We start from the raw sequence: 26,534 nt of genomic DNA, 5'->3' as shown, positions 1-26,534 counted from the left end.
GACCCGCCGTCCGACGCCGCCATGCCGGCGGGACCCGCCCCGGCAGACAGCGACGGCGCCGCAGCCGGAGCTGCGACGCCGTCCGCGGACCTCGCCGGCTAGCTCGTCGCCGCCGGCACCGCCTGCTCGCCGATGCGCCCCGTGCGGATGACGCGGTCGAGCAGCAGGTCGAAGTTGTGCGCCATCTCCTGCGCGCTCTCGCCGGGCCAGACGTGCACCGGCTTCGCGGCACCCTGCGCCTGCTGGAGCGACGTGCGCTCGGGCAGCTGCGGGCTGAGGACCAGCGGGCCGAACATGTCGCGCAGCTCCTTGATCCGGAACTGGTGCTCGAGTGACTGCACGCGGGCGCGGTTCACGATGATGCCGAGCGGCTGCAGCCGCGGGCTCAGGCCGCGGCGGATCTCCTCGATCGCCCGCAGCGCGCGGTCGGCGGCCGCCACGGAGAACAGACCGGGCTCGGTGACGACGGCGACGCGGTCGCTCGCGGCCCAGGCGGTGCGGGTGAGCGCGTTGAGCGAGGGCGCGCAGTCGATCAGCACGAGGTCGTAGTCGGCCTCGACGCTCGCGAGCGCCTCCTCGAGCTTCCAGATGTCGCGGATGCTGGGGTGCGGGCCGTCGAAGTTGATCGCGGAGGGGCTGCCGATCAGGACGTCGATCGTGCCCTGGCGCTCCTTCGTCCAGCCGGAGGGCGCGATCGCCGAGCGGACGATCTTCTCCTTGGGCGACGTGAGGACGTCCGCGATGTTGAGGTGACCGGCGACGTTGATGTCCATCCCGGTCGAGACGTCGGACTGCGGATCGAGGTCGACGACCAGCGTTCGCAGGCCCTTCGAGAACGCCGCGGATGCAAGGCCGAGCGTCACGGTGGTCTTGCCGACGCCGCCCTTGAGGGAGCTCACGCTGAGTACATGCATGGCTGAGTACTTTACTTTCCCTCGGGTGGGAGAACCTAACCGTTCCCTGCACACGGGTCCGACCGCCGCCTAGCAGGCTCGCGGCCGGGATCGCAGCCCGGGGCGCGCCGCCGGGCCCGCCGATACACTGACGGCAAGCGGAAGGAGGCTCGTTCGCATGGATGAGCGCAACGACGACCAGCCCGATCTCGATACCGGCCCGACTCCTCGGACGGCGCTCGACGCGGCGCGGGACTCCGAGCAGTACGCCCCGCGCGCGAGCGACACCGCTCCCACCCGCATCCCGGACGGCATCCGGCTCGAGTCTCCGGCGCCCGCGCGGCGCCGGTCGAGCGCCCCGGCGCCCGTCGAGGACCCCACGGTCGACGTCGGCCGTCTCGGGATCCCCGACGCCCCCGGCGCCGTCCGTCCCGTCTCGGCCGGCATCGCCGCGCGCGACGAGGTGTCCGTGCTGCCCGAGGACTCCGGCGAGCGACCGCGTGGCCGCGGCGAGCAGCGCCCGGCCGAGCCCGCCGCCGAGCCCGAGCGCGAGCCCGACGCCGTCGCCACCGCCGCCGAGTCGAGTCCCGGGGTAACCCGCCGCGACCGCCTCCGCGCCGAGTCCGGCACCGCCGGCACGTCGTCGGCGCCCGAGTCCGCCTCGATGCTCACGCCGGACCGCCTGCTCGAGGTCAACCGCAAGACCCGGCCGGCGCCGACCGGCGGCTGGAACCGCTTCGTCTACAGCCTCACCTTCCACACCGTCAACCTCGGCGACTCCGCGAAGGTCCAGGCCTGGAAGGCGATGGACGAGCGGATCGGCCGCCAGTTCGAGGGCGGCACCCGCTTCGTCCCGGTGATGACCCGCAAGGGCGGCGTCGGCAAGACGACCGTGACCACCCTCCTGGGCATGGCCCTCGCCGACTCGCGCGAGGACCGCATCATCGCGGTCGACGCCAACCCCGACCGCGGCACTCTCGCCGAGCGCGTCCCCAAGCAGACCCGCTCCACCGTCCGCGACGTCGTCAACCGCGCCGCCGGAGTCACCGGCTTCACCGAGTTCTCCACGATGGTCTCGCGCGACGAGACCCGGCTCGACGTGCTCGCCTCCGACACCGACCCGCAGCTCTCCGAGGCCTTCGACGAGGACGACTACAACGTCGTCGCCGACCTCGTCGAGCGCTTCTACTCGATCATGCTCACCGACTGCGGCACCGGCATCGTGCACTCGGTGATGCGCGCCACGCTGCAGCGCGCGGACAGCGTGGTGATCGTCTCCGGCGGCAGCGTCGACGAGGCGCGCCTCGCCTCCGAGACCCTCACCTGGCTCGACGCGAACGGCTACGGCGATCTCGTCCGGAACGCCGTGGTCGCGCTGAACACCGCGACGCAGGGCACCAGCCTGGTGAAGCTCGAGGAGATCGAGTCGCACTTCCGCTCGCGGGTGCGCGACATCGTCCGCATCCCGTACGACCCGGTGCTCGCCGCCGGCTCGGTCGTGAAGTGGGAGCAGCTGCGCCCCGCGACCCAGGAGGCGGCGCGCGTGCTGGCCGCGCTCGTCGTCGAGGGCATCCCGGTCCGTCGTGCCTGAGGCGGTCGTGGACGGCATCGCCGACGACCTCGCCTTCGACCTGATCGTGCTCGGCGCCGGATCCGGCAACTCGATCGTCGGCCCCGAGTGGGCCGGCTCCCGCGTCGCGATCCTCGACGACGGCGAGTGGTTCGGCGGCACCTGCCTCAACGCCGGCTGCATCCCCACGAAGATGTTCGTGCACGTCGCCGACATCGTGACCGACGTCGACCAGGGCGACCGGGTCGGCGTGCACGGCCGGGTGGCCCGGCCCGAGTGGGCCGAGGTGCGCGACCGCGTCTTCGGACGGACCGACGCGATCAGCGCCGGCGGGCTGGACTACCGGGCGAACCGCTCCGAGAACGTCACCGTGCTGCGCGAGAGCTTCGGCTTCGAGTCGCTCGGCGACGGCGTCCGGCCGCACGTGCTGGTGAGCGCGAGCGGTCTGCGGATCAGCGCCCCGCAGGTCGTGGTCGCCGCGGGCTCGCGTCCGCGCCCCCTCCTCGCGGCCTACGAGCCCGACCCGCGGATCCACGACTCCGACTCGATCATGCGGATCGACGAGCTCCCCGCGCGGATGCTCGTCCTCGGCGGCGGCGCGGTGGCGGTCGAGTTCGCGCACATCTTCTCGGCCTTCGGCACCGCGGTCACCGTCGCGGTCCGCGGCGACCGGCTGCTCCGCTCGCTCGACGAGGGCATCGCCCGCGGCTTCACGGCGCTGGCGCGCGAGCGCTGGGACGTCCGCACCGGCGTCTCCGCCGAGAGCGTCGAGGCCACTCCAGGCGGGCTCGTCACCACGTTCGACGACGGCTCCCGCGTCGAGACCGACACGATCCTCGTCGCCACCGGGCGCGACCCGAACAGCGACACCATCGCCGCGGCCTCCGTCGGCATCGACCTGCACCCCGACGGCCGCGTCGTCGTCGACGACGAGCAGCGCGTCCTCTCCGGCGGCCGCGTCGTCCCCGGGCTCTTCGCGCTCGGCGACGTCTCCTCCGAGTGGCAGCTCAAGCACGTCGCCAACCACGAGGCGCGGCTCGTCGCGCACAACCTGCTGCACCCGCAGGAGATGCTCTCGAACACCCTCGCGCCCGTGCCCGGCGCGATCTTCGCGCACCCGCAGATCGCGCACTTCGGCCTCACCGAGCGGGAGGCGGGGGAGCGCGGCATCGACGTCGTCGCCGTCACCCAGAAGTTCGGCTCCACCGCCTACGGCTGGGCCATGGAGGACGACTCCAGCGTCTGCACCCTCGTCGTCGGACTCGACGGCGAGCTGCTCGGCGCGCACCTGATGGGCCCGCAGGCGAGTATCCTCATTCAGCCGCTCGTCCAGGCCGCCAGTGCGGGGGTCGGGATCCGCGGACTCGCCCGCAGCCAGTACTGGCCGCACCCCGCGGCGAGCGAAGTCGTCGAGAACGCCCTCCTCTCCGCCGAGGAGGCACTGAGGGAGCGCACCGCATGACCGAACGCCAGATCCGCATCTTCGGCGATCCCGTCCTGAAGACGGTGTCCGCCCCGATCGAGACCGTCGACGACGGGATCCGCGGACTGGTCGAGGACCTCGTCGACAGCGTGCGCACCCCCGGCCGCGCCGGCGTCGCCGCACCGCAGATCGGTGTCAACCTCCGCGCGTTCAGCTACAACGTCGACGGGGTCGTCGGCTACATCCTCAACCCCGAGATCGTCGAGCTCAGCGGCGAGCCCGAGCCCGTCGACGAGGGCTGCCTCTCCGTGCCGAACCTCTGGTACCCCGCGATCCGCTACCCGCACGCCAAGGTCCGCGGCACCGACCTCGACGGCAACGAGGTCGTCCTCGAGGGCGACGGCCTGATGGCCCAGGCCCTCCAGCACGAATGCGACCACCTCGACGGCCGCCTCTACCTCGACCGCCTCTCCAAGGACGACCGGCGGGCCGCCATGAAGGAAGTCCGCGAGAGCTCCTGGTTCTGAGTTCGTTTCCGAGCCGGTCCCTGCCCGGCTCGGCGCGGTCGGCCTCCTGAGGTGGGCGCGTTCCGCAGAGCGTCGTGCGTCCGCCGACGGCGAAGCGCTGTAACGCGCTTCGCCGGATACGGCTGCGCTGATTCCGAGCCGGTCCCTGCCCGGCTCGGCGCGGTCGGCTCTCAGAGGTGGCCGCGTTCCGCAGAGCGTCGTGCGTCCGCCGACGGGAAAGCGCTGGGACGCGCTTTCCCGGATACGGCTCGGTCTTCGGCCATCGCCCTCTGGCTGGCTGGCGCATCATGCTGATCGAGTAGCCCGCGGAGCCGGCGTGGGCGGAGTCGTCAGCGGAGGCTGATGCCCTCTGTGGCGGGGGCGGCGCTGTAGACGCTGCTGATCGTCGCCGCGAAGTCGTCGAGGATGACGTTCCGCTTGATGCTCATCTTCGGGGTGAGGTGGCCGCTCGCCTCGGTGAACTCGGTGGGCAGGATGACGAACTTGCGGATGGACTCGGCGCGGGAGACGCGGGCGTTCGCGGCGTCGACGGCGCGCTGCACCTCGGCGAGGACCGCCGGGTTCACGGCCGCCTGCTCGAGCGTGAGCGTCGCGTCCTGCCCGTTGTTCGCGAGCCAGGTCGGCAGCATCTCGGGGTCGAGGGTCACCAGTGCCGCGATGAACGGGCGCTGGTCGCCGACGACGACGACCTGGCCGACGAGCGGGTTGGCGCGGATCGGGTCCTCGAGCGCGGCCGGCGCGACGTTCTTGCCGCCGGCGGTGACGATGATCTCCTTCTTCCGCCCGGTGACCCGGAGGTAGCCCTCCTCGTCGAGCGAGCCGAGGTCGCCGGTCTTGAACCACTCGCCGTCGAAGGCCTCGGCCGTCGCCTTCTCGTCGTTCCAGTACCCGCCGAAGACGTCGATGCCGCGCACCTGGATCTCGCCGTCGGCGGCGATCCGGATCGAGCAGCCGGGCATCGCCGGGCCGACGGAGCCGATCTTGAAGCGCTCTGTCCGGTTGACCGTCGCGGGCGCCGTCGTCTCGGTGAGTCCGTAGCCCTCGAGGATCTTGATGCCGAGGCTGTGGAAGAAGTGACCGAGCCGGTCGCCGAGCGGAGCGGAGCCCGACACGGCGTAGCGGACGTTGCCGCCCATCGCGGTGCGCAGCTTCGAGTAGACGAGCCGATCGAACAGCAGGAACTGCAGCTTCAGCGCGAGCGGCACCGAGCCCGCCTCGACCGCGATCGAGTGCGCGACGGCGACATCGGCCGCGCGGCGGAAGATCTTCCCCTTCCCACCCGCCTCGGCCTTCTGCTCGGCCGAGTTGTAGACCTTCTCGAACACCCGCGGCACGGCCAGGAGGAACGTCGGCTTGAACGAGCCGAGCGAGGGGAGCAGCTGCTTCGTGTCGGCCTGGTGCCCCACCTTCACCCCGCCGTGCACGCAGAGGATGGCGATGAAGCGCGCGAAGACGTGCGCCGTCGTGATGAAGAGCAGCGTCGACGCGCCCGGCTGGTGGATCAGCTCGGTCAGCGCGACCGCGGAGTTGCGGCTGAGCTCGACGAAGTTGGAGTGCCGGATGATGCAGCCCTTGGGCCGGCCGGTCGAGCCGGAGGTGTAGATGATCGTCGCGACGTCCGCGCCGGTGGCGAGCGAGCGGCGGCGCTCGATCTCGGCGTCGGGCACGTCGACCCCGCGGGCGGCGAGCTTGTCGAGGTCGCCCAGACCGATCTGCCAGGCGAGCCGGACGTCGGGGAGGTCCGCGCGGATCTCGTCGAAGCGGGCGAAGTGCTCGGCCGTCTCGACGATGACGGCGTGCGCACCGGAGTCGGACAGGTTCCACTGCACCTGCGCGGGGGAGGAGGTCTCGTAGACCGGCACGAGGACGCCGCCGGCGAACCACACGGCGAAGTCGATCAGCGTCCACTCGTAGCGGGTCTTGCAGATCAGTCCGACCTTGTCGCCGGGCTCGATGCCGGCCGCGACGAGGCCCTTCGCGAGCGCGGTCACCTGGTCGAGGAACTCGCGGGCGGTGACGTCGCGCCAGCCGCCGCCCTCGGGAAGGGCGAAGAGCGCTCGGTCAGGGGTCTCCCGCACCCGGTCGAGCAGCAGCGCCGTCGTGTTGGCCTGCGGATCCGGCGCGACCACGAGGGGGGAATCGAACTGCTCCACGGCAACTCCTTCGGTACCTGAATGATTGTCGGGTCCAGCCTACCGGCGCTCCGCGACTGTGCATCCACTCAGGATAACGATCCGCACGTCGGTTCTCGGCGGGTCACTACACTCGTTGTGGCCGCCGCTCCAGGGCGGACCCGCGGCGCAGCGGCGCCGGAGGCGAGGGGAAGGCGGTTCGCGTGCACGCGATCGGTATCGACATCGGCGGCACGAAGATCGCGGGAGCGCTCGTCGACGAGTTCGGCGGCATCGTCCGCGAGGACCGCCAGCCGACGCCCGCCGGGCACCCGGAGCTCATCGTCGACGTCGTCGTCGAGATGGTGGCGCGCCTGCGCGAGGGCCTCCCCGCCGGCGACGTCTCGGCCGTGGGAGTCGCCGCGGCCGGCTTCATCGACGCCTCGCAGTCGATCGTCTACTACGCCCCCAACATCAACTGGCGCAACGAGCCCTTCCGCGAGAAGCTCTCGGCGCGCATCGACCTCCCGATCATCATCGAGAACGACGCCAACGCGGCCGGCTGGGCCGAGTTCCGCTACGGCGCCGGACGCCTCGTCAGCGACATGCTGATGCTCACCATCGGCACCGGCGTCGGCGGCGCGATCGTCATCAACGACCGGCTCCTGCGCGGCGGCTTCGGCGCGGCGGCGGAGATCGGCCACATGCGGGTCGTTCCCGGCGGGCTGCCCTGCGGCTGCGGAGCCCGCGGCTGCATCGAGCAGTACGGCTCCGGCCGGGCGCTGCAGCGCTTCGCCGCCGAGCTGGCCGACGCCGGCGGGATCGGTCAGGGCATCGCCGATGCGCGCGCGAAGAACGGCGGCGAGCTCGACGGCGGCGTCATCGCCGAGCTGATCAGCGCCGGCGACCTGGGCGCCCTCGCGGCCCTGCGACAGCTCGGCCACTGGCTCGGCGAGGCCGCGGCGAGTCTCAGCGCGGTGCTCGACCCGCAGATGTTCGTGATCGGCGGGGGAGTGGCGCAGGCCGGCGACCTGCTGCTCGATCCGATCCGCCAGGCCTACCTCGACAACCTGCCCGCCCGGGGGTACCACCCCGAGCCCGAGTTCCGCATCGCGGAGCTCGTCAACGACGCGGGGGTCGTCGGCGCCGCCGACCTCGCCCGCCTGCACGCGAGCTCGCTGTGACCCCGGTCGCGGACCGCTGAGGAGCGCCCCTTGTTCTACTGGTTCATGAAGCACATCGTCGCGGGGCCCCTGCTCAAGACGATCTTCCGGCCCTGGGTGGTCGGCGCCGACCGCGTCCCGGCGACCGGTGGCGTCATCCTCGCGAGCAACCACCTCTCCTTCATCGACTCGGTGTTCCTCCCGCTGGTGATCGAGCGCAACATGGTCTTCCTCGCCAAGAGCGACTACTTCACCGGCAAGGGCCTCAAGGGCTGGGCGACGAAGCTCTTCTTCACGGCCACCGGCATGCTCCCGATCGACCGCTCGGGCGGCAAGGCCTCGGAGGCCTCGCTCAACACCGGGCTCCGCGTCCTGGCCGGCGGCGAGGCCCTCGGCATCTATCCCGAGGGCACCCGCAGCCCCGACGGGCGGATGTACCGCGGCCGCACCGGCGTCGCGCGGATGGTCCTCGAGGCGCGGGTGCCCGTCATCCCGGTGGCGATGATCGACACCGCCCGCATCATGCCGATCGGCAGCCGGCTGCCGAAGCTCGGCCGCATCGGCATCGTCTTCGGCGAGCCGCTCGACTTCAGCCGCTTCGAGGGCATGGAGGGCGACCGCTTCATCCTCCGCTCGATCACCGACGAGATCATGTACGAGCTGCTGGCGCTCAGCGGCCAGGAGTATCTCGACGTCTACGCGACCTCGGTCAAGGAGAAGCGCGCGGCCCTGCTGCGCTGAGCCTGCTCCACCGGGCTTCCCGGCTGGGCGCACCTCCGGAGAAGGCCCCGCCGAGCCGATAAGCTCGTCAACCGTCGCCGTCCGACCGGGCGGCGATCACTGCGCGCGCCGCGCGCCCGTCAGAACCAGGAACCCTCGTGGTCATCGATCCGAACGAACCGTACGTCCTCGCCGCCCCCTCCGTGGTCGCCGGCCTGGACTATTGGCGCGAGCTCGAGATCAAGCAGCAGCCGAACTGGCCCGACGCCGCCGCGGTCGCCGCCGCGTCCGCCGAGGTCGCGGCGCTGCCCCCGCTCGTCTTCGCGGGCGAGGTCGACCAGCTGCGCGAGCGCCTCGGTGCCGCGGCCCGCGGCGAGGCCTTCCTACTCCAGGGCGGCGACTGCGCCGAGACCTTCGCCGGCGCGACCGCCGACCAGATCCGCAACCGGGTGAAGACCGTGCTGCAGATGGCCGTCGTCCTGACCTACGGCGCGAGCATGCCCGTCATCAAGATGGGCCGCATGGCCGGCCAGTTCGCGAAGCCCCGCTCGAGCGACCTCGAGACCCGCGGCGACGTGACGCTGCCCGCCTACCGCGGCGACATCGTCAACGGCTACGACTTCACTCCGGAGTCGCGCACCGCCGACCCGCGCCGGATCGTCCAGGGCTACCACACGGCCGCCTCGACGCTGAACCTCATCCGCGCCTTCACCCAGGGCGGCTTCGCCGACCTCCGCCTCGTGCACTACTGGAACAAGGGCTTCACCGAGAACCCGCAGAACCAGCGCTACGAGCAGCTCGCCCGCGAGATCGACCGCGCGGTGAAGTTCATGGTGGCCTGCGGCGCCGACTTCGAGGGCATGAAGCGCACCGAGTTCTACACCGGCCACGAGGGCCTGCTGATGGACTACGAGCGCCCGATGACGCGGATCGACTCGCGCACCGGCACGCCGTACAACACCTCCAGCCACTTCATCTGGATCGGCGAGCGCACCCGCGAACTCGACGGCGCGCACGTCGACTTCCTCTCGCGCGTCCGCAATCCGATCGGCGTCAAGCTCGGCCCGTCGACGACCCCCGAGACGATGCTCGAGCTGATCGACAAGCTCGACCCGGACCGCGAGCCCGGGCGCCTCACCTTCATCACGCGGATGGGCGCCGGGAAGATCCGCGACGCCCTCCCGCCGCTGCTCGAGGCGGTCAAGGCGAGCGATGCGCTGCCGCTCTGGGTGACCGACCCGATGCACGGCAACGGCCTGACGACGCCCACCGGCTACAAGACCCGTCGCTTCGACGACGTGGTCGACGAGGTCAAGGGCTTCTTCGAGGCGCACCGCGCCGCAGGGACGCACCCGGGCGGCATCCACGTCGAGCTCACCGGCGACGACGTCACCGAGTGCCTCGGCGGCTCGGAGCACATCGACGAGGCGACCCTCGCCACCCGCTACGAGTCGGTCTGCGACCCGCGCCTCAACCACATGCAGTCGCTCGAGCTGGCCTTCCTGGTGGCCGAGGAGCTGCGCCAGCGCTGAGCCGCGCGCTGCTCGCCGGCGGACGCTCCCTGCTGATCGAGGAGCCCGCTGAGCGGGCACCTGCGTGCTGATCGAGGAGCCCGCGGAGCGGGCACCTGCATGCTGATCGAGGAGTCCGCGGAGCGGGCGTATCGAGATCCACCGTCGTCCGACGGGCGGGTCTCGATACGCCCCTGCGGGGCTGCTCGACCAGCGTGCCGACGGCGCTCGGCCGCAGTGCTCCGCGGTCAGATGGAGATCGTGATCGAGAGCTGCACCGTCGTGCCGCGCTGCACGAGGGCGCCCTCCTTGTCGGACTGGTTGGTCACCTTCGTCACCTCGTCCGGCACCTGGTCGATCAGCGGGGTGGTCAGGCCGTAGCTCCACTTCAGGTCGACGGCGCTGAGCGCGGCCTTCGCCTGGTCGCGGGTCATCCCGACGACGTTGGGGACGGCGACCGGCTGCGGGCCCTTCGAGACGACGACGGAGACGGTGTCGCCGGTGGTCGCCGGCGCCTCGGGATTGATCTGCGTGAGGACCACTCCGGCCGCGACCGTGTCGCTCCAGTCCTCTCGCTCGCGGTCGAGGGCGAGCCCGGCGTCCTTCGCGGCCGCCGTCGCCTCGTCGACCGTGAGGCCGACGACGTTCGGGATCGCGCCCAGGCTGACGACCATGGCGATCGTGCTGGTCTCGGACATCGTCGCGGGCAGCTCGCCGCCGTCGGGCAGCGACGCCGAGACGACGACGCCGGCGGGGACGTCGGCGTCGAAGATCCGGGTGACGTCGCCGACTGTGAACGGCGCCGCCTGGATCGCGGCCCTAGCCTCCTCCTCGGAGACGCCGGCGAGCGCGGGCACCGGCAGCTGCCGCGGGCCGCTCGAGACGACGAGGGTGACGACGTCGCCCTTGTGCAGTCCCTGGCCGCCGGGCGGATCGGTGCTGAGCACCGTGCCGGCGGGGACGGTCAGGTCGTTCGCCTGCTGCGGCGAGACCTCGAAGCCCTGGCTGACCAGCGCGGCCGTCGCCTCGTCCTGCGAGCGGCTCACCACGTCCGGCACGTTCACGATCGCGCCGGGGCCCTCGCCGTACCACCAGGCGGTCCCGCCGCCGATGAGGGCGAGCAGCAGGACGATCACCGTCAGCAGCACGCCGCGTCGGCGGCGCGTGCGGCGCTTCGTCGCGAGGCGGGCGACCGCGTCGTCGTCGTCGCGCTGCTCGAGCTCCGCGGGCGGTCCCTCGATCACCGAGGTGTGCCCCGTGACGGCCTCGTCGAACAGCAGCGCGGTGGCGGGCTCCGCCACCGGAAGGGGGGTGACGGCCTGGGTGTCCGCGCCGCGGCGGTCGGTCGGCGTGATGCCCATCAGGCGCTCGGCCTCGAGCAGCTGCGCCAGCATCACGCCGGCGTCGCGCGGGCGCATGTCCGGGTCCCGCTCGGTCGCCCAGAGCACGAGCTCGTCGAGCGAGGTCGGCACCGAGGGCACCTTCGCGCTGGGGTAGGGGACCGAGTCGTTGGCGTGCTGGTAGGCGATCTGCATCGGCTGCTCGCCCGTGAAGGGCTGCTCGCCGGTGAGCATCTCGTAGATCATGATGCCGATGGCGTAGATGTCGCTGCGGGTGTCGGCGGTGCCGCGGGTCACCAGCTCGGGGGAGAGGTAGGCGATCGTGCCGAGGAGCGCCTGACCGGACGCGGTGTTCGCGCTCGCGGCCCGAGCGAGGCCGAAGTCGCCGATCTTGATCCGGCCGTCGTCGGCCAGCAGCACGTTCTCCGGCTTGAGGTCGCGGTGCAGGATCCCCGCCCGGTGCGCGGCCGCGAGCCCGGACAGCACCGAGTGCATGATGTCGACGACCTGCTGGGCCGTGAGCCGTCCGCGCTCCTTGAGCAGGTCGCGCAGGGTGATGCCGGGGAGGTACTCCATCACCAGGTAGGCCATGTCGGAGTCCTGGCCCTGGTCGAAGACGCTGACCACGTTCGGGTGGGCCAGGCGCGCGGCGGAGCGCGCCTCCTGGACGAAGCGGTTCTTGAACGTCGCGTCGTCGGAGAGGTGCCCGTGCATGACCTTGATGGCGACCCGGCGCTCGAGGCGCTGGTCGTGCGCCAGGTAGACGGTGGCCATGCCGCCCCGCGCGATGCGGGAGCGCACCTCGTACCGGCCGTCGACGAGACGGCCGAGGAGAGGGTCGAGCTGGCTGGTGGTCACGCGACGAGTCTAGGCAAGACCCTCCGGACAACCGGCGTGCAACGCGGAGGCGGCTCGTGGCACTCTTGACGGGTGACCGACTCGTCCGCTGCCTCCGCCTCCCCGTCCACTCCCGAGATCGAGTGGCTGACCGTTCCCGACCTGGTCGAGGTCACCGGTCTCGGCGTCAGCCGGGTGCGCCGCCTCCTCGAGGAGCGCCACCTGCTCGGCACGCGCCGCGACGGCAGGCTCGTAGTCCCCTCCGTCTTCCTCCGCGACGGCGAGCCGCTGAGCGAGATCCGCGGCACGGCGATCCTGCTCTCGGACCAGGGCTTCTCGGACGACGAGGCGATCGACTGGCTGCTCGCGGACGAGGACAGCCTCGGCACCAGCCCCGTGCAGGCGCTGCTCGCCGGCCGCAAGGCCGAGGTGCGCCGCGTCGCCCAGGCGCTGGCCTGACCGGACAGGGCTGAGCCGCCCGCGACCTCAGGTCCTACGCCGTGCGCGCGGTGACGCGGTCGGCGAGCTCGCGCAGCTCCGCCAGGCCCTCCTCGCGCAGCGGGGCGTCGGGCAGCACGGCCAGGGCCGCCGCCACCTCGCGGGCGATGCGCTCCTCGAGCCGGTCGAGCGCTCCGGAGCCGGCGACGATCTCCTGAGCCCGGGCGATGTCGTCGGCCCTCGCGTCGGTGCGGCCGACGACGGCGTCGAGCTCGTCGCGCTCGCTCGACGACGCCGCGGCGCGGGCGAGGCCGAGCAGCACGGTCCGCTTGCCCTCGCGGAGGTCGTCGCCCGCCGGCTTGCCCGTCACGACCGGGTCGCCGAACACGCCGAGGACGTCGTCGCGCAGCTGGAAGGCGATGCCGAGCGGCAGGCCGAATCCGCGCAGCGCGTCGATCTGGGCGTCGTCGCCGCCGCCGAGCGAGCCGCCGATGGCGAGCGGCGCCTCGATGCTGTACTTGGCGCTCTTGAAGACCACCACGCGCTCCGAGCGCTCGAGGTGCTCGTGCTCAGGGTGGCGGACCCACGCGCTCTCCTCGAGGATGTCGAGGTACTGGCCCAGCGTCACCTCCGTGCGCATCAGGTTGAACTCTGCGCGGGCCCGCGCCGCCGCGGTGCGGTCCTCGAGCGCCCACTCGGCGTCCGCGAAGATCTCGTCCGACCAGACCAGCAGCAGGTCGCCGAGCAGGATCGCGGAGGAGCGGCCGAACTCGTCCGCCGAGCCCGACCAGCCGCCGTCCTCGTGCAGCGCGGAGAACCGGCGGTGCGCCGCCGGCGCCCCCCGGCGGGTGTCGGAGTTGTCGATCACGTCGTCGTGGACGAGCGCCGCGGCGTGGAAGAGCTCGAGGCTCGCGCCGACGCGCGCGATCGGATCGGACGCGCTCCGGTGGACGTCGCTCGGCACCGCGGAGACCGCCGTCCAGCCCGCCTCGCAGAAGCGCGCCCGGAAGCGCTTGCCCCCGCTGAGAAAGTCCCGCGAAAGGTCGCCGAGGGCGGAGACGTCCTCTCCGATGGAGCGCAGAATTGGCGTGCGCCCGGTGAGGAATTCATCGATTCGGAACTGGACGCGATCGACCAGACGAGTGCTGTGGTTCACCCGACCAGCCTATGCACCGATGGCGCCTGGCGCCTCGGCGGGCCTCGGTCTACACTGAAGCGCCACCAGCCCGGTCGAGCAGACCGCCCGCCCACCTCGGTGCCGTCCCCGCCGGGTCGACGCCACTCCCTGAAGGGGTCCCGATGCCGCTTTCGGAACACGAGCAACGGCTCCTCGACGAGATGGAGCGCAATCTCTATCAGAACGACGCCGACTTCGTCGCGGCGGTCAGCAAGGGCCGGGGCGGCACCAACTACCGGGCCCTCGTGCTCGGCATCCTCCTCGCCATCGTCGGCCTCGGCGTGCTCGTCACCGGCGTCATCGTCCGACAGCCCCTCGTGGGCGTCGGAGGCTTCGCGCTGATGCTCGCGGGCGTGGTCGTCGCGATGCGTCCGGCACCCGGCGGCTCCACCACGTCCGGCATCCCCGAGGCGGGCCGGCCCTCGAAGCCGCGCTCGGCGAGCGGCGGCCAGGGGTCCAACTTCATGGACCGTCTGAACGACCGGTGGGACAACCGCGGCGACGGCCGCTCCTAGAGCTCCACGGCGCGGGTCCTCCACCCCGCACCACCCCAGGGTCGATCCTCACGGATCGGCCCTTTTTTCGTGCCCGGACGCTCCCCGGGAGTGCGATTGCCCTCCACTGCGCTCCACCGCGGCCGATCCCTGCAACGGCGCGGATCGACGGCCCGATCGCGGCGCGCCGGGACGGTCGGGAGGGTTGTGGGTGGGGGGAAGTGGAGTACTGTGGGGCCCACACCAACCTTGGCCGGAGAGAAGTGGGGGCAGTCCGTTGTTCCTCGGCACTCATTCCCCCAAGCTCGACGAGAAGGGCCGCGTCATCCTTCCCGCCAAGTTCCGCGACGAGCTCTCCTCCGGAGTCGTCGTCACGCGCGGCCAGGAGCGGTGCCTCTACGTCTTCAGCCAGCGCGAGTTCGAGGCGATGCACGAGAAGATCCGCCAGGCGCCCGTCACGAGCAAGCAGGCCCGCGACTTCCTGCGCGTGTTCCTCTCCGGCGCCAGCGCCGAGACGCCGGACAAGCAGAACCGCATCACCCTCCCGGCGCCGCTGCGGGCCTACGCCGGTCTCGACCGCGACCTCACCGTCATCGGTGCGGGCAATCGCGCCGAGATCTGGGCCCAGGACGCCTGGGACAGCTACCTGACCGAGCAGGAGTCCGTGTTCTCCGACACCGAGGAGGAGGTGATCCCCGGCCTGTTCTAGCTCCTGCCGCGCGACTCCCAGCCACTCGGCGCCCGGACGCACCTTCCCCGGTGTCCGGTCGTGAGCTGGATGGGGATCGGACGGCAGGAACGGGACGGCGGGACCGCCATGGCAGAGAACACCGAGAGCACCCCTGCGCACCGCGCCGACGTGCGCCCCGACGACACGACCCGCGCCGACGCGCGCCCGACCGAGGAGCGGCACCTCCCCGTGCTGCTCGAGCGCTGCGTCGAGCTGCTGGCTCCGGCGCTGGAGCGCGACGGCGCCGTGCTGGTCGACGCGACGCTCGGCATGGGCGGGCACTCGCTCGCGCTGCTCGAGCGCTTCCCGCGCCTGCACCTCGTCGGTCTGGACCGCGACCAGGAGGCGCTCCAGCTCGCCGGCGCCCGGCTCGCCGCGCACTCCGCCCGGGTCGACCTGGTGCACGCCGTCTACGACGAGCTGCCCGACGTCCTCGACGAGCTCGGCATCGACACGATCGACGGGGCCCTCTTCGACCTCGGCGTGTCCTCGCTGCAGCTCGACGAGACCGAGCGCGGCTTCTCCTACTCCAAAGACGCCCCGCTGGACATGCGGATGGACGCGACGGCGCCGCTCACCGCGGCGAGCATCCTGGCCGACTACGACGAGATCGCGCTCCGGCGGATCTTCCACGAGTACGGCGAGGAGCGGCTCGCGGCCCGCTACGCGAAGAAGATCGTCGAGGCGCGCGCGTCGGCGCCGATCGTGCGCTCCGGCCGGCTCGTCGAGATCATCCAGGCGGCGACCCCGGTCGCGATCCAGCGCAACGGCCACCCGGCCAAGCGCGTCTTCCAGGCGCTGCGCATCGAGGTCAACCAGGAGCTCTCCGTGCTCGAGCGGGCGATCCCCGCCGCGCTCGGCCGGATCGCCGTCGGCGGGCGCATCGTCGTCGAGGCGTACCAGTCGCTCGAGGACCGCATCGTCAAGCGCGCCCTGCAGGCCGCCTCCTCGTCCACGGCGCCCGTCGGCCTGCCGATGGAGCTGCCCGAGCACCGACCAGAGTTCCGACTCGTCATCCGCGGCGCCGAGCTCGCCTCGGACGACGAGAAGGCCGTCAACCCCCGAGCGACACCCGTGCGTCTGCGCGCGGCCGAGAGGATCAGGAGCACCGCATGAGCGCGACCGCCGTCATCGACCCCGTCATCGACCGCAGCACCGCACGACCGGCGCAGCCCGCCGAGCCGGCTCGGCGACCCCGGATCGAGGCCGTCCCCGCTCCCGAGCGCCAGGCCCGGCCGAAGCTCGTCTACGGGATCGTCGCCGTCGCCGGCCTCTTCGCGATCATCGTGATCCAGCTGCTGGTCAGCGTCGGCCTCTCCGAGGGCGCGTACCAGATCGCGACGCTGCAGGGCGAGCAGAAGACGTTGACCCGGGGCAACGCGGAGAAGCAGGACGCGGTCGACACGCTCAGCTCGCCGCAGAACCTCGCCACCGCCGCGCAGGGTCTCGGCATGGTGGCGAACACCGCTCCCGTCTACCTCCGCCTCTCCGACGGCGCGGTGCTGGGCGACCCGGCCACCGCCGCCGCGAGCGAGGTCGGCACCACCGCGGCCGCCTCCGCGGTGCCGAACGCGCTGATCGCACCGCCGGCGGCCGCTGCCGCCGCGGGCTCCGCGACCGCCGTCGCACCGCTGCAGGGCGAGCTGCCCGCCCCGATCACGCACTGATCCACTCGAGCACGCACTGAGCCGCTCCGACCACGCACCGAAGGGCCCCTAGCGCCGTGAGACATCACCGTTCGAGCAGGCGACGCACCGCCGTCACCTTCCTCGTCATCGCCGCCGTCGTCGGACTCTTCATCGGCAAGCTGGTCGACATCCAGGTCGTCCGGGCCAACGAGCTGACCGACGAGGCGGCGCAGAACCAGTCGAACAGCGTCATCACCTACGGCACCCGCGGGTCGATCGTCGACCGCTCCGGCACGGTGCTCGCCGACGCCACCACGCGGTACCGGCTGACGACCTCGCCGAAGAACGTCGCGGAGTTCCTCCGCGAGATGCCCGACGGCCAGGAGGTCGTGGTCAGCGTCGAGCAGGCCGCCTCCGAGATCGGCGCGATCACCGGGCAGACCGTCCCGCAGATCGTAACCGCGGTGAGCGACGCGGTCGCGAAGGACCCGAAGGCCAACTACCTGGTCCTCTCCGAAGGGCTCGACCTCGAGGCGTACCAGAAGCTCGTCGCGCTCGACATCCCGTGGACCTACTTCGAGACGCAGCAGGGCCGGACCTACCCGAACGGCGCGGTCGCGGGCAACCTCGTCGGCTACGTGGGCGGCGACGGCGCCGCCCAGGAGGGCATGGAGTACGCCGAGAACGCCTGCCTCGCCGGGGCCAACGGCTCCGAGAGCTACGAGCGCAGCGCCGACTTCGTCCGCATCCCCGGCAGCACCGTGGCCGAGACCCCCGCGGTCGACGGCGGGACGCTCGAGCTCACCATCGACGCCGATCTGCAGTACTACTCGCAGCAGGTGCTCGCTCAGCGCGTGGCCGAGGTGGGCGGCAGCTACGGGATCGTCGTGGTGCAGGAGGTCAAGACCGGCAAGCTCCTGACCGTCGCCGAGACTCCGACGGTCGACCCCAACAACGTGTCGGCCAGCGCGCCGGACGACCGCGGCTCGCGGGCCTTCCAGAGCCCGTTCGAGCCCGGGTCGACCTTCAAGCCGATGACCGCGGCGATGCTGATCGATCAGGGCCTCGCGAGCCCGACCAGCCAGGTCGTCGTCCCCGACACGTTCGAGAAGGACGGCGCCTCGTTCAGCGACGACTTCGCGCACACGCCGACGAACTACACGCTGACCGGCATCCTCAAGGACTCCTCGAACGTCGGCATCGCGATGATGGGCTCCAAGCTCTCCGCCTCGCAGCGCTACGACTACCTGAAGAAGTTCGGCCTCGGCGCCTCGACGGCCGTCGACTTCCCCGGCGAGTCCGGCGGTCTCCTCGCCGACGCCGCCGACTGGGACGGCCAGACGAACTACACGACCATGTTCGGCCAGGGCGTCTCGGCGACCGCGGTCCAGGTCGCGGGCATCTACCAGACCCTCGGCAACGGCGGCGTCCGCCTGCCCGCGCAGCTGGTCGAGGGCTGCACCACGCCCGACGGCTCGGTGATCGACGTGCCCGACACGACCGGCACCCAGGTCGTCTCCGCCGGTGCGGCCAAGGACGTCGTCGACATGCTGCAGACCCACTACAACCAGGGCTGGCTCGCGAACGACATCCACGTCGACGGCTACAACATCGCCACCAAGACGGGCACCGCGCAGCAGCCGGACGGCAACGGCGGCTACTCGTCGAGCTACACCGTCTCGCTGGCCGGCCTCGCGCCCGCGGAGGACCCGGAGTACGTCGTGACGGTCACCATCGCCGATCCGGTTAAGATGAACACGTCCCAGGCGACGGCCCCCGTGTTCCAGCAGGTCATGACCCAGGTGCTCAAGACCAACCGGGTTGAGCCGTCCACGGTCCCGCCGGTGGAGTACCCCACCACGTGGTGACCGCCCTCCCCGGGACACGACCGAGCAGACCAGAACCAGCACGGGCGCGGGCACGAGAGACAGCACCGGCACGAGAGACAGCACCAGCAGGAGAGAGAGGGCGGGCATTGCACGACACTCGCCCGCAGACCTCCCTCCGGCCCGAGCACCCGGCGCCCCGCGCGCTCTCGCAGCTGGTCGCCGAGTTCTCGCTCGGCCCGGTCCGCGGCGTCGAGGGCGTCGAGGTCAGCGGGGTCACCCTCGACTCGCGCTGCGTCGAGCCGGGAGACCTCTACGTCGGCGTCGCCGGCCGCGCCGCGCACGGCGCCGCCTTCGCCGTCGGTGCCGCCGCCGCAGGAGCGGTCGCGGTTCTGACCGATCCCGAGGGCGCCGAGCTCGCCGCCGCCAGCGGTCTGCCCGTCCTGGTCACCCCCGATCCGCGGGCCGCCCTGGGCGCCGTCGCCGCCTGGATCCACCGCACCCGCGAGGACACCCCGACGCTCTTCGGCGTGACCGGCACCAATGGCAAGACCAGCGTCGTCTACCTCCTCGACGCGCTGCTGCGCCGCCTCGGCGTCGTCTCCGGGCTCAGCTCGACCGCCGAGCGCCGGATCGGCGACGTGGCCGTCGTCAGCGCCCTCACCACCCCCGAGGCGAGCGAGCTGCACGGGCTGCTGGCGCGCATGCGCGAGGCCGCCGTCCGCGCGGTCTCGATCGAGGTGTCCGCCCAGGCGCTCACCCGCCACCGGATCGACGGCCTCGTCTTCGACGTCGTCGGCTTCACCAACCTCACGCACGACCACCTCGACGACTACACCGACATGGCGCAGTACTTCGAGGCGAAGGCGGACCTGTTCGGACCGGACCGCGCCCGCCGCGGCGTCGTCACCGTCGACAGCAGCTGGGGCCGCGAGCTCGTCGAGCGCAGCCGCATCCCCGTGACCACGCTCGCCAGCTCGCCGGTCGTCGGTGTCGCACCGACGACGCCGGCCGACTGGTCGATGACGGTCGTCGAGGGCACAGCGGACGGCACGACCTTCCACCTCGAGGGGCCGGAGAACCGCTCCGTCGTGGTGCGCATCCCGCTGATCGGCTGGTACATGGCGGCGAACGCCGCGCTCGCGATCGTCATGCTCGTCGAGTCCGGCTTCGATCTCGAGGCGATCGCGCACACCCTCGAGGAGGGCGCGCTCGACGTCTACATCCCGGGGCGCGCCGAGCGCGTCTCCGGCGACCGCGGCCCGCGCGTCTACGTCGACTACGGCCACACCCCGGACGCGTTCTCCAACGCGCTCGAGGCGCTGCGGGCGCTGACGCCGGGACGGCTGATCATGGTCTTCGGCGCCGACGGCGACCGCGACACCACCAAGCGGGCCGACATGGGGCGCATCGCCGCCGAGTTGTCGGACGTCGTCGTCGTGACCGACTTCCACCCGCGCTGGGAGGACCCGGCGGCGATCCGCGCCGTCCTCGTCGGCGCGGCGACCGAGGCCGTGCCCGGCCGGGAGATCCACGAGATCCCCGACCCGCGCGCCGCCGTGCGGGCGGCCATCGCCCTCGCGGACGAGGGCGACGCAATCCTCTACGCCGGACCCGGCCACGAGGACCACCAGGAGATTGCAGGAGTGCACATGCCGTATTCGGCCAGAGACGACGTCCGGCAGGCCCTGCGCGAGGCGGGCTGGCTCTAGATGATCGCCCTGACCCTCACCGAGATCGCCGCGGCCGTCTCCGGTCGGCTGCACCTCGCCGGCTCCTCCGCGAACGCGAGCACCGTCGTCGACGGCGCGACCGAGACCGACTCCCGCGAGATCGCGCCCGGCGGGATCTTCGTCGCCAAGCGCGGCGAGCACACCGACGGCCACCTCTTCGCTCCGGTCGCCGTCGAGCGCGGCGCCGCGCTGCTGATCGTCGAGCGCCCGCTCGACCTGGACGTGCCGCAGGTGCTCGTCGACGACTCCGTCGAGGCGCTCGGCGCCCTCGCGACCGAGGTCGTCCGCCGCGTGCGCGCACTCGGGAACCTCACCGTCCTGGCCGTCACCGGCTCCAACGGCAAGACGACCACCAAGAACCTGCTCCGCACGATCCTCGAGCGCCACGGCGAGACCGTCGCGCCGCAGGGCTCGTTCAACAACGAGGTCGGCGCGCCGATCACGATGCTGAAGGTGTCGCCGTCGACGCGGTACCTGGTCGCGGAGATGGGTGCGAGCGCGGTCGGCGAGATCCGCCGCCTCGTCCGGATGGCCAAGCCCGACGTCGGGATCGTCCTCGCGGTGGGCCTCGCTCACGCCGGCGAGTTCGGCGGGATCGAGCGCACGCTCGAGGCGAAGACCGAGATGGTCGCCGATCTCACCGCGGACGACGTCGCGGTGCTCAACGCCGACGACGGCCGCGTCGCCTCCATGCAGGCGAGGACCGCCGCCCGCGTGCTGTGGTTCGGCCACGGCGAGCAGGCCGACGTCCGCGCCGTCGACATCGAGCCGACGGCCGAGGGCACCCGGTTCGCCATCGAGGTCGCCGCAGGGGAGGGCCGCGAGGCCGCCCGCGCCGAGCTGTTCCTCCGCGTCCTCGGCGAGCACCACGTGATGAACGCGCTGGCCGCGACCGCCGCGGCGCTCTCCGTCGGCGTCCCGCTCGACGCGGTCGTCGACGCCCTCGGCACGGTCACCCTCGCCGAGCGCTGGCGCATGCAGGTGCTCGGCGGCGCCGACGTCACGGTCGTCAACGACGCCTACAACGCCAGCCCCGACTCCACCGCCGCCGCCCTGCGGACCCTCGCCCAGATCGCGAAGCCCGAGGGGCGCACCGTCGCGGTCCTCGGCGAGATGAGCGAGCTGGGGGAGTGGGCCGACGAGGAGCACGACCGCGTGGGCCTGCTCGCCGTCCGGCTCAACATCGCGCAGATCGTCGTGGTCGGCGCCAAGGCGCGGCGGATCCACGTCGCCGCCGAGCGCGAGGGCTCCTGGAGCGGCGAGTCCGTCTTCGTCGAGACCGCGGACGAGGCCTACGACCTCCTCGACGGCTATCTTCGGAGCGGCGACACCGTCCTGGTGAAGTCGTCCAACTCCGCCGGGCTGCGATTCCTGGGCGACCGACTGGGAGAGCGCCACCGATGAGAGCACTCCTTCTGGCCGGAGCCTTCTCCGGCGCCTTCACGCTGCTGCTGACGCCGCTGTTCATCCGGCTGTTCCACCGCCTCCAGTGGGGGCAGTTCATCCGCGAGGACGGGCCGAAGTCGCACCACGTCAAGCACGGCACGGCGACGATGGGCGGCATCGTCATCATCATCGCCACTGTGGCGGGATACTTCCTCGGCTCGCTCTTCGGCAACCGGGCGCTCGCGCCGTCGGCGCTGCTGGTGCTGTTCATGATGGTGGGGCTCGGCTTCGTCGGCTTCATCGACGACTTCCTGAAGACCCGCAACCAGCGCAGCCTCGGCCTCGGCGGCTGGGCGAAGATCGCCGGGCAGATCATCGTCGCGGCGGCCTTCGCGGTCATCGCGATCATGGTCCGCGACTCCAACGGACTGACGCCGGCCTCGACGTCGATCTCGTTCATCCGCGACCTGCCGTTCGACTTCGCGACGCTCGGCTGGATCGGCATCGGGCTGTTCGTGCTCTGGATCTGCGTGATCGTCACGAGCACGTCCAACGGCGTCAACGTCGCGGACGGACTCGACGGCCTGGCGACCGGCTCGTCGATCCTCGCGATCGGCTCCTACGTCATCATCGGCTTCTGGCAGTCGAACCAGTGGTGCTTCGACGCGCAGCTGAACCCCGAGGTGGCCGACAAGTGCTACCAGGTGAGCGATCCGTTCGACCTCGCGATCATCGCGGCGGCGATCTCGGGCGCCCTCGTGGGCTTCCTCTGGTGGAACACCTCGCCCGCGCAGATCTTCATGGGCGACACCGGCTCGCTGGGCCTCGGCGGCGCGCTCGCCGCCCTCGCGATCCTCACCCGCACCGAGCTGCTCGTCATCCTCATCGGCGGCCTGTTCGTGATCGTCACCGGCTCGGTGATCGTGCAGCGGATCTACTTCAAGCTCACCCGGGGCAAGCGCATCTTCCTGATGAGCCCCCTCCACCACCACTTCGAGCTCAAGGGCTGGGCCGAGATCACGGTGGTGGTCCGCTTCTGGATCATCGCCGGCATCTTCGTCGCGGCCGGCGTCGGGCTCTTCTACCTGGAATGGCTCTCCCTGGCATGACCGATCCCGCGCAGTCCGCCCGCCCCGACTCCCTGACCAGCTGGCACTCCGACTGGCGCGGTCTCCGCGTGGCAGTGCTGGGGCTCGGCGTCACCGGCTTCTCCGTCGCCGACACCTTGACCGAGCTGGGCGCCGAGGTCCTCGTGCTGGCCGACCGGGCCGACGAGGAGCGGGAGCGCCTGCTCGAGGTCATCGGCGCGCGCCTGCACCGCGCCGAGCAGCTCGACCGCGTGCCGGAGGAGCTGGCGTCGTTCGCCCCCGAGCTCGTGGTGGTCTCGCCCGGCTTCGCCCCGACTCACCCGATAGTCGCGTGGGCGGGGGAGTCCGGCATCGCGCTCTGGGGCGACGTCGAGCTCGCCTGGCGCGTGCGCGACAAGGTCGTCCGGGCCGACGGCACTCCGGCCGACTGGGTGCTGGTGACCGGCACCAACGGCAAGACCACGACCGTCCAGCTCACCGCGACGATGCTCGTCGCCGGCGGGCTGCGCGCGGCGCCGTGCGGCAACATCGGCATCCCGGTGCTCGACGCCGTCCGCGATCCGCAGGGCTTCGACGTGCTGGTGGTGGAGCTCTCCAGCTACCAGCTGCACTACCTGGGCCGGATCGAGCCGCTCGCGAGCGCCTGCCTCAACATCGCCGAGGACCACCTGGACTGGCACGGCTCCTTCGAGGCCTACCGCGACGCGAAGGCGAAGGTCTACGCGAACACGCGGGTCGCCTGCGTCTACAACCGCGCCGACGCCGTCACCGAGCAGATGGTCGTCGACGCCGAGGTGATCGAGGGCGCCCGCGCCATCGGCTTCGGCCTCGGCGTCCCCGGGCCGAGCGACTTCGGCGTCGTCGACGGCATCCTCTGCGACCGGGCCTTCCTCGAGGACCGCGCCACCAGCGCGATCGAGATCGCCACGGTCGACGAGCTCGCCGCCCGCGGACTCGCCGCCCCGCACATCGTGCAGAACGTGCTCGCGGCCGCGGCGCTCTCGCGGGCCTGCGGGATCGAGCCGGGCGCCGTCCGCCGCGCTCTGGCGACCTTCGAGCTCGACGCCCACCGCATCCAGGTGGTCGCGGAGAGCTCCGGCGTGGTGTGGGTGAACGACTCCAAGGCGACGAATCCGCACGCCGCCGACGCCTCGCTCCGGGCCTACCCGTCCGTGGTCTGGCTCGTCGGCGGGCTGCTGAAGGGCGTCGATATCGACGCGCTCGTCGCCGCGCACACCGGTCGGCTGCGCGGTGCCGTCGTCATCGGCGCGGACCGCGCGGAGGTCCTCGAGGCATTCCGGCGACACGCGCCCGCCCTCCCCGTGACCGAGGTGGTCCCGGATGACACTGGGGCGGTGATGCAGGCGGCCGTCGAGGCCGCCGCGGTGCTCGCCCGCACGGGCGACGTCGTCCTGCTCGCACCCGCCGCGGCGTCGATGGACCAGTTCCGCGACTACGCGGAGCGGGGCCGCTTCTTCGCGGCCGCCGTGGCGACGTATCTGGGAGGGGGAGCCGATGACCGCTCCGACGACGAACCGCAGCCCGGGCCGCTCGCGCACTGAGGCGCCCGGGGACGAGCAGGGCCGGGAGCACGGTCGCCTCCGCACCGCGCGCATCGTTCTCGCCCGCGTCCTCGCCTCGGGATCGCCCAACTTCTTCCTGCTCTTCGGCACCACCCTGTTCCTCGTTCTCTTCGGCCTGACCATGGTGCTGTCCTCCTCGTCGGTCACGTCCTACGTGCGCAGCGACGACTCCTTCGGCGGGTTCTTCCGCCAGGGCGGGTTCGCCCTGCTCGGCGTGCCGCTGATGCTCGTCGTCTCGCGGGTGCCGATCCGGTTCTGGAAGAAGGCCACGCCGCTCCTGCTCGGCGCCGGCTGCTTCCTGCAGCTGCTCGTGCTCTTCTCCCCGCTGGGCTGGGAGGTCGGCGGCAACCGCAACTGGCTCCGCATCGGCGGCTTCACGATGCAGCCGTCCGAGATCATCAAGCTCGCGCTCGCGCTCTGGCTCGGTCTGCTGCTCGCGCGCCGCTACCGCGGTCCGAAGGACTGGAAGGACGCGCTGATGCCCGTCCTGATCGTCGCGGGCGGCTCGATCGGCCTCGTCCTCGGCGGCGGCGACCTCGGCACCGTCCTGATCCTCGCCGGCATCGTGCTGGCCGCGCTCTTCTACGCGAACGTGCAGATGAAGGTGCTCGTCCCGATCGTGCTGGTCGGCGCGGTGGGCGCCGTGCTCTTCGCGGTCTCCAGCGAGAACCGGCTGACCCGGATCATGTCCTTCCTCGGCGACTGCTCGGGGTCGGAGCAGTACGAGACCTCCTGCTGGCAGCCCGTGCACGGCACCTGGGCGATGGCCTCCGGCGGCATCTTCGGCGTCGGCCTCGGCAACTCCAAGGCCAAGTGGTCCTGGCTGCCCGCGGCCGACAACGACTACATCTTCGCGATCATCGGCGAGGAGCTCGGCCTGATCGGCGCGATCGTGGTCCTCGCGCTGTTCGTGGTCCTCGCCATCGCGTTCTTCCGCATCATCCACGCGTCCACCGACCCGTTCGTCCGCATCACGACCGGTGCCGTCATGGTCTGGCTGATCGGCCAGGCGTTCGTCAACATCGGGGTGGTGCTCGGAGTGCTCCCGGTGCTCGGAGTGCCGCTGCCGCTGATCTCCTCCGGAGGCACCGCCCTGCTCAGCTCGCTCCTCGCCATCGGCGTCGTGCTCTCCTTCGCGCGGAACCAGACCTCCCCGAGCGACGGCGCCGCCGCGCGCGCCGCCCGGAAGGCCGCGGCCCGATGACCCGGTTCCTCCTGGCCGGCGGCGGCACCGCCGGCCACGTCAATCCGCTGCTGGCCACGGCCGACGAGATCCGCGCGCGGAACCCTCACGACGAGGTCCTCGTGCTCGGCACCGCCGAGGGGCTCGAGGCCCGCCTCGTCCCGCTGCGCGGCTACGAGCTGTCGGTCATCCCGCGCCTGCCCTTCCCGCGCCGCCCGAACGGCGCCGCCCTGCGCTTCCCCTCGGCCCTCCGCGCGACGATCGACGGCATCGTCCGCACCCTCCGCGAGCGCCGGATCGACGCGGTCGTCGGCTTCGGCGGCTACGCGGCCGCCCCCGCCTACCTCGCGGCCCGCCGCGCCGGCGTCCCGTTCGTGGTGCACGAGGCCAACGCCCGGCCCGGCCTGGCCAACCGGCTCGGCGCCCGCTTCACGCCGTTCGTGGGCGTCGCCTTCGAGGGCACGCCGCTGCGGAACGCGCAGGTCGTCGGCATGCCGCTGCGCCGCGAGATCGCGCAGCTGGACCGCGCGGCCGCACGCGACGAGGCGATGGCCGCCTTCGGTCTCGATCCCGCGCGCCGGACCCTTCTCGTCACCGGCGGCTCGCTCGGCGCCCGGCGGATCAACGCGACCGTGCACGCGAGTGCCGCCGCGCTCGTCGCGACCGGGTTCCAGGTGCTGCACATCACCGGCGACCGCGCCGAGATCACCGACCCCGGCGTCCCCGGCTACCATCTCCTCGCCTACTGCGACCGGATGGACCTCGCCCTCGCCGCCGCGGACGCCGCCGTCTCCCGCGCGGGAGCCGCCACCGTGAGCGAGCTCAGCGCGCTGGGGCTGCCCGCGGTCTACGTCCCGTACCCGGTCGGCAACGGCGAGCAGCGCTTCAACGCGCGCGGGGTCGTCGACGCGGACGGCGCGGTCCTCGTCGAGGACGCGGCGTTCACGCCCGCCTGGGTCGCGAGCGACCTGGTGCCGCTCCTGCAGGACGTCCCGCGACTGGCGGACATGGGCCGCCGCGCCGCCTCCGTCGGCGTGCGGGACGGTTCCGGCCGACTGGTCGACCTCATCGGGTCCGGTCTCCGTCCGCACTGATCCCTCCGCGGTTAAACTGATTTCTTCGTCCGGCCTGCTGCACCCCGCACGCCGCGCCGACCATCCGAAAGCGAGAGCC

Annotated in this window: 22 protein-coding genes; 18 read left to right on the top strand and 4 right to left on the bottom strand. The window is 72.0% G+C overall.

The window, feature by feature from the left end:
* Positions 1-98: 98 nt before the first annotated feature.
* On the bottom strand, positions 99-914 hold the full coding sequence (locus tag GTU73_RS12785) for a ParA family protein (protein ID WP_123446122.1): 816 nt from the start codon (positions 912-914) through the stop codon (positions 99-101).
* Between the two features lie 157 nt (positions 915-1,071).
* Here GTU73_RS12785 and GTU73_RS12780 point away from each other — a divergent pair, with 157 nt between their 5' ends.
* From GTU73_RS12780 to def, 3 genes are read left to right on the top strand one after another with little or no spacing between them, the layout of a single operon-like run.
* The gene (locus GTU73_RS12780; protein ID WP_160090029.1) at positions 1,072-2,484 is read left to right on the top strand and encodes a MinD/ParA family protein; all 1,413 of its coding nucleotides are present in this window, start codon (positions 1,072-1,074) and stop codon (positions 2,482-2,484) included.
* Entirely contained in the window at positions 2,477-3,925 is a 1,449-nt protein-coding gene (locus tag GTU73_RS12775) for a mycothione reductase (protein WP_244231630.1), read from the top strand. Before GTU73_RS12780 ends, GTU73_RS12775 begins: the two co-directional genes overlap by 8 nt.
* On the top strand, positions 3,922-4,413 hold the full coding sequence (def, locus tag GTU73_RS12770; protein WP_123446123.1) for a peptide deformylase: 492 nt from the start codon (positions 3,922-3,924) through the stop codon (positions 4,411-4,413). The genes GTU73_RS12775 and def overlap by 4 nt, the downstream gene beginning before the upstream one ends.
* Positions 4,414-4,742: 329 nt before the next feature.
* Here def and GTU73_RS12765 read toward each other — a convergent pair whose 3' ends face one another.
* Entirely contained in the window at positions 4,743-6,566 is a 1,824-nt protein-coding gene (locus GTU73_RS12765; protein WP_160090027.1) for an AMP-dependent synthetase/ligase, read from the bottom strand.
* A 182-nt stretch (positions 6,567-6,748) separates the two neighbouring features.
* On the opposite strand from GTU73_RS12765, the gene GTU73_RS12760 reads away from it, so the two are divergent.
* The 3 genes from GTU73_RS12760 (at position 6,749) to GTU73_RS12750 (ending at position 9,939) form a co-directional block, all read left to right on the top strand.
* Positions 6,749-7,708 carry an ROK family glucokinase gene (locus GTU73_RS12760; RefSeq protein WP_160090025.1) on the top strand — a complete coding sequence of 320 codons (960 nt, stop codon included), beginning with the start codon at positions 6,749-6,751 and terminating at the stop codon, positions 7,706-7,708.
* A 30-nt stretch (positions 7,709-7,738) separates the two neighbouring features.
* On the top strand, positions 7,739-8,428 hold the full coding sequence (locus GTU73_RS12755; RefSeq protein ID WP_160090014.1) for a lysophospholipid acyltransferase family protein: 690 nt from the start codon (positions 7,739-7,741) through the stop codon (positions 8,426-8,428).
* Positions 8,429-8,610: 182 nt separating this feature from the next.
* The gene (locus GTU73_RS12750) at positions 8,611-9,939 is read left to right on the top strand and encodes a 3-deoxy-7-phosphoheptulonate synthase class II (RefSeq protein ID WP_160091366.1); all 1,329 of its coding nucleotides are present in this window, start codon (positions 8,611-8,613) and stop codon (positions 9,937-9,939) included.
* A gap of 227 nt (positions 9,940-10,166) precedes the next feature.
* Here GTU73_RS12750 and pknB read toward each other — a convergent pair whose 3' ends face one another.
* Positions 10,167-12,116 carry a Stk1 family PASTA domain-containing Ser/Thr kinase gene (gene pknB / locus GTU73_RS12745; RefSeq protein WP_160090012.1) on the bottom strand — a complete coding sequence of 650 codons (1,950 nt, stop codon included), beginning with the start codon at positions 12,114-12,116 and terminating at the stop codon, positions 10,167-10,169.
* Positions 12,117-12,188: 72 nt separating this feature from the next.
* On the opposite strand from pknB, the gene GTU73_RS12740 reads away from it, so the two are divergent.
* On the top strand, positions 12,189-12,554 hold the full coding sequence (locus GTU73_RS12740) for an Rv2175c family DNA-binding protein (RefSeq protein ID WP_244231629.1): 366 nt from the start codon (positions 12,189-12,191) through the stop codon (positions 12,552-12,554).
* Between the two features lie 34 nt (positions 12,555-12,588).
* Here GTU73_RS12740 and GTU73_RS12735 read toward each other — a convergent pair whose 3' ends face one another.
* Entirely contained in the window at positions 12,589-13,689 is a 1,101-nt protein-coding gene (locus GTU73_RS12735) for a polyprenyl synthetase family protein (RefSeq protein WP_160090010.1), read from the bottom strand.
* 143 nt (positions 13,690-13,832) lie between these two features.
* Here GTU73_RS12735 and GTU73_RS12730 point away from each other — a divergent pair, with 143 nt between their 5' ends.
* The 11 genes from GTU73_RS12730 (at position 13,833) to GTU73_RS12680 (ending at position 26,455) form a co-directional block, all read left to right on the top strand.
* Positions 13,833-14,225, top strand: coding sequence for a DUF3040 domain-containing protein (locus GTU73_RS12730; protein ID WP_160090008.1), 393 nt, complete (start codon positions 13,833-13,835; stop codon positions 14,223-14,225).
* 256 nt (positions 14,226-14,481) lie between these two features.
* Positions 14,482-14,913 (top strand): division/cell wall cluster transcriptional repressor MraZ, encoded by a 432-nt coding sequence (gene mraZ, locus GTU73_RS12725; protein WP_123446130.1) that lies wholly within the window; start codon positions 14,482-14,484, stop codon positions 14,911-14,913.
* Between the two features lie 108 nt (positions 14,914-15,021).
* The gene (gene rsmH, locus GTU73_RS12720) at positions 15,022-16,050 is read left to right on the top strand and encodes a 16S rRNA (cytosine(1402)-N(4))-methyltransferase RsmH (RefSeq protein WP_160090006.1); all 1,029 of its coding nucleotides are present in this window, start codon (positions 15,022-15,024) and stop codon (positions 16,048-16,050) included.
* Positions 16,047-16,601, top strand: coding sequence for a hypothetical protein (locus tag GTU73_RS12715; protein ID WP_160090004.1), 555 nt, complete (start codon positions 16,047-16,049; stop codon positions 16,599-16,601). The genes rsmH and GTU73_RS12715 overlap by 4 nt, the downstream gene beginning before the upstream one ends.
* A gap of 56 nt (positions 16,602-16,657) precedes the next feature.
* Positions 16,658-18,430, top strand: a complete 1,773-nt coding sequence (locus GTU73_RS12710; RefSeq protein ID WP_244231628.1) for a penicillin-binding protein 2 — start codon at positions 16,658-16,660, stop codon at positions 18,428-18,430.
* Between the two features lie 107 nt (positions 18,431-18,537).
* Positions 18,538-20,100 carry a UDP-N-acetylmuramoyl-L-alanyl-D-glutamate--2,6-diaminopimelate ligase gene (locus GTU73_RS12705; protein ID WP_160090002.1) on the top strand — a complete coding sequence of 521 codons (1,563 nt, stop codon included), beginning with the start codon at positions 18,538-18,540 and terminating at the stop codon, positions 20,098-20,100.
* The gene (gene murF / locus GTU73_RS12700) at positions 20,101-21,525 is read left to right on the top strand and encodes a UDP-N-acetylmuramoyl-tripeptide--D-alanyl-D-alanine ligase (protein ID WP_160090000.1); all 1,425 of its coding nucleotides are present in this window, start codon (positions 20,101-20,103) and stop codon (positions 21,523-21,525) included.
* On the top strand, positions 21,522-22,616 hold the full coding sequence (gene mraY, locus GTU73_RS12695; protein ID WP_123732994.1) for a phospho-N-acetylmuramoyl-pentapeptide-transferase: 1,095 nt from the start codon (positions 21,522-21,524) through the stop codon (positions 22,614-22,616). The genes murF and mraY overlap by 4 nt, the downstream gene beginning before the upstream one ends.
* Complete coding sequence (gene murD / locus GTU73_RS12690) at positions 22,613-24,157, top strand: UDP-N-acetylmuramoyl-L-alanine--D-glutamate ligase (RefSeq protein ID WP_160089998.1); 1,545 nt, start codon at positions 22,613-22,615, stop codon at positions 24,155-24,157. Before mraY ends, murD begins: the two co-directional genes overlap by 4 nt.
* Complete coding sequence (gene ftsW / locus GTU73_RS12685) at positions 24,111-25,382, top strand: putative lipid II flippase FtsW (RefSeq protein WP_160089996.1); 1,272 nt, start codon at positions 24,111-24,113, stop codon at positions 25,380-25,382. Before murD ends, ftsW begins: the two co-directional genes overlap by 47 nt.
* Positions 25,379-26,455 carry a UDP-N-acetylglucosamine--N-acetylmuramyl-(pentapeptide) pyrophosphoryl-undecaprenol N-acetylglucosamine transferase gene (locus tag GTU73_RS12680; protein ID WP_160089994.1) on the top strand — a complete coding sequence of 359 codons (1,077 nt, stop codon included), beginning with the start codon at positions 25,379-25,381 and terminating at the stop codon, positions 26,453-26,455. The genes ftsW and GTU73_RS12680 overlap by 4 nt, the downstream gene beginning before the upstream one ends.
* Positions 26,456-26,534: the final 79 nt, after the last annotated feature.

The organism is Rathayibacter sp. VKM Ac-2804, assembly GCF_009866655.1.
Taxonomy (GTDB): Bacteria; Actinomycetota; Actinomycetes; order Actinomycetales; family Microbacteriaceae; genus Rathayibacter.
This window is presented reverse-complemented; position numbering and strand designations above follow the sequence as displayed.

Bases quoted from the DNA above. Each gene is read 5' to 3' on its own strand.
- GTU73_RS12785 (WP_123446122.1), bottom strand. From the start codon at position 914: ATGCATGTACTCAGCGTGAGCTCCCTCAAGGGCGGCGTCGGCAAGACC.
- murF (WP_160090000.1), top strand. From the start codon at position 20,101: ATGATCGCCCTGACCCTCACCGAGATCGCCGCGGCCGTCTCCGGTCGG.
- murD (WP_160089998.1), top strand. From the start codon at position 22,613: ATGACCGATCCCGCGCAGTCCGCCCGCCCCGACTCCCTGACCAGCTGG.
- GTU73_RS12780 (WP_160090029.1), top strand. From the start codon at position 1,072: ATGGATGAGCGCAACGACGACCAGCCCGATCTCGATACCGGCCCGACT.
- GTU73_RS12680 (WP_160089994.1), top strand. From the start codon at position 25,379: ATGACCCGGTTCCTCCTGGCCGGCGGCGGCACCGCCGGCCACGTCAAT.
- rsmH (WP_160090006.1), top strand. From the start codon at position 15,022: ATGGCAGAGAACACCGAGAGCACCCCTGCGCACCGCGCCGACGTGCGC.
- ftsW (WP_160089996.1), top strand. From the start codon at position 24,111: ATGACCGCTCCGACGACGAACCGCAGCCCGGGCCGCTCGCGCACTGAG.
- def (WP_123446123.1), top strand. From the start codon at position 3,922: ATGACCGAACGCCAGATCCGCATCTTCGGCGATCCCGTCCTGAAGACG.
- GTU73_RS12730 (WP_160090008.1), top strand. From the start codon at position 13,833: ATGCCGCTTTCGGAACACGAGCAACGGCTCCTCGACGAGATGGAGCGC.
- GTU73_RS12715 (WP_160090004.1), top strand. From the start codon at position 16,047: ATGAGCGCGACCGCCGTCATCGACCCCGTCATCGACCGCAGCACCGCA.
- mraY (WP_123732994.1), top strand. From the start codon at position 21,522: ATGAGAGCACTCCTTCTGGCCGGAGCCTTCTCCGGCGCCTTCACGCTG.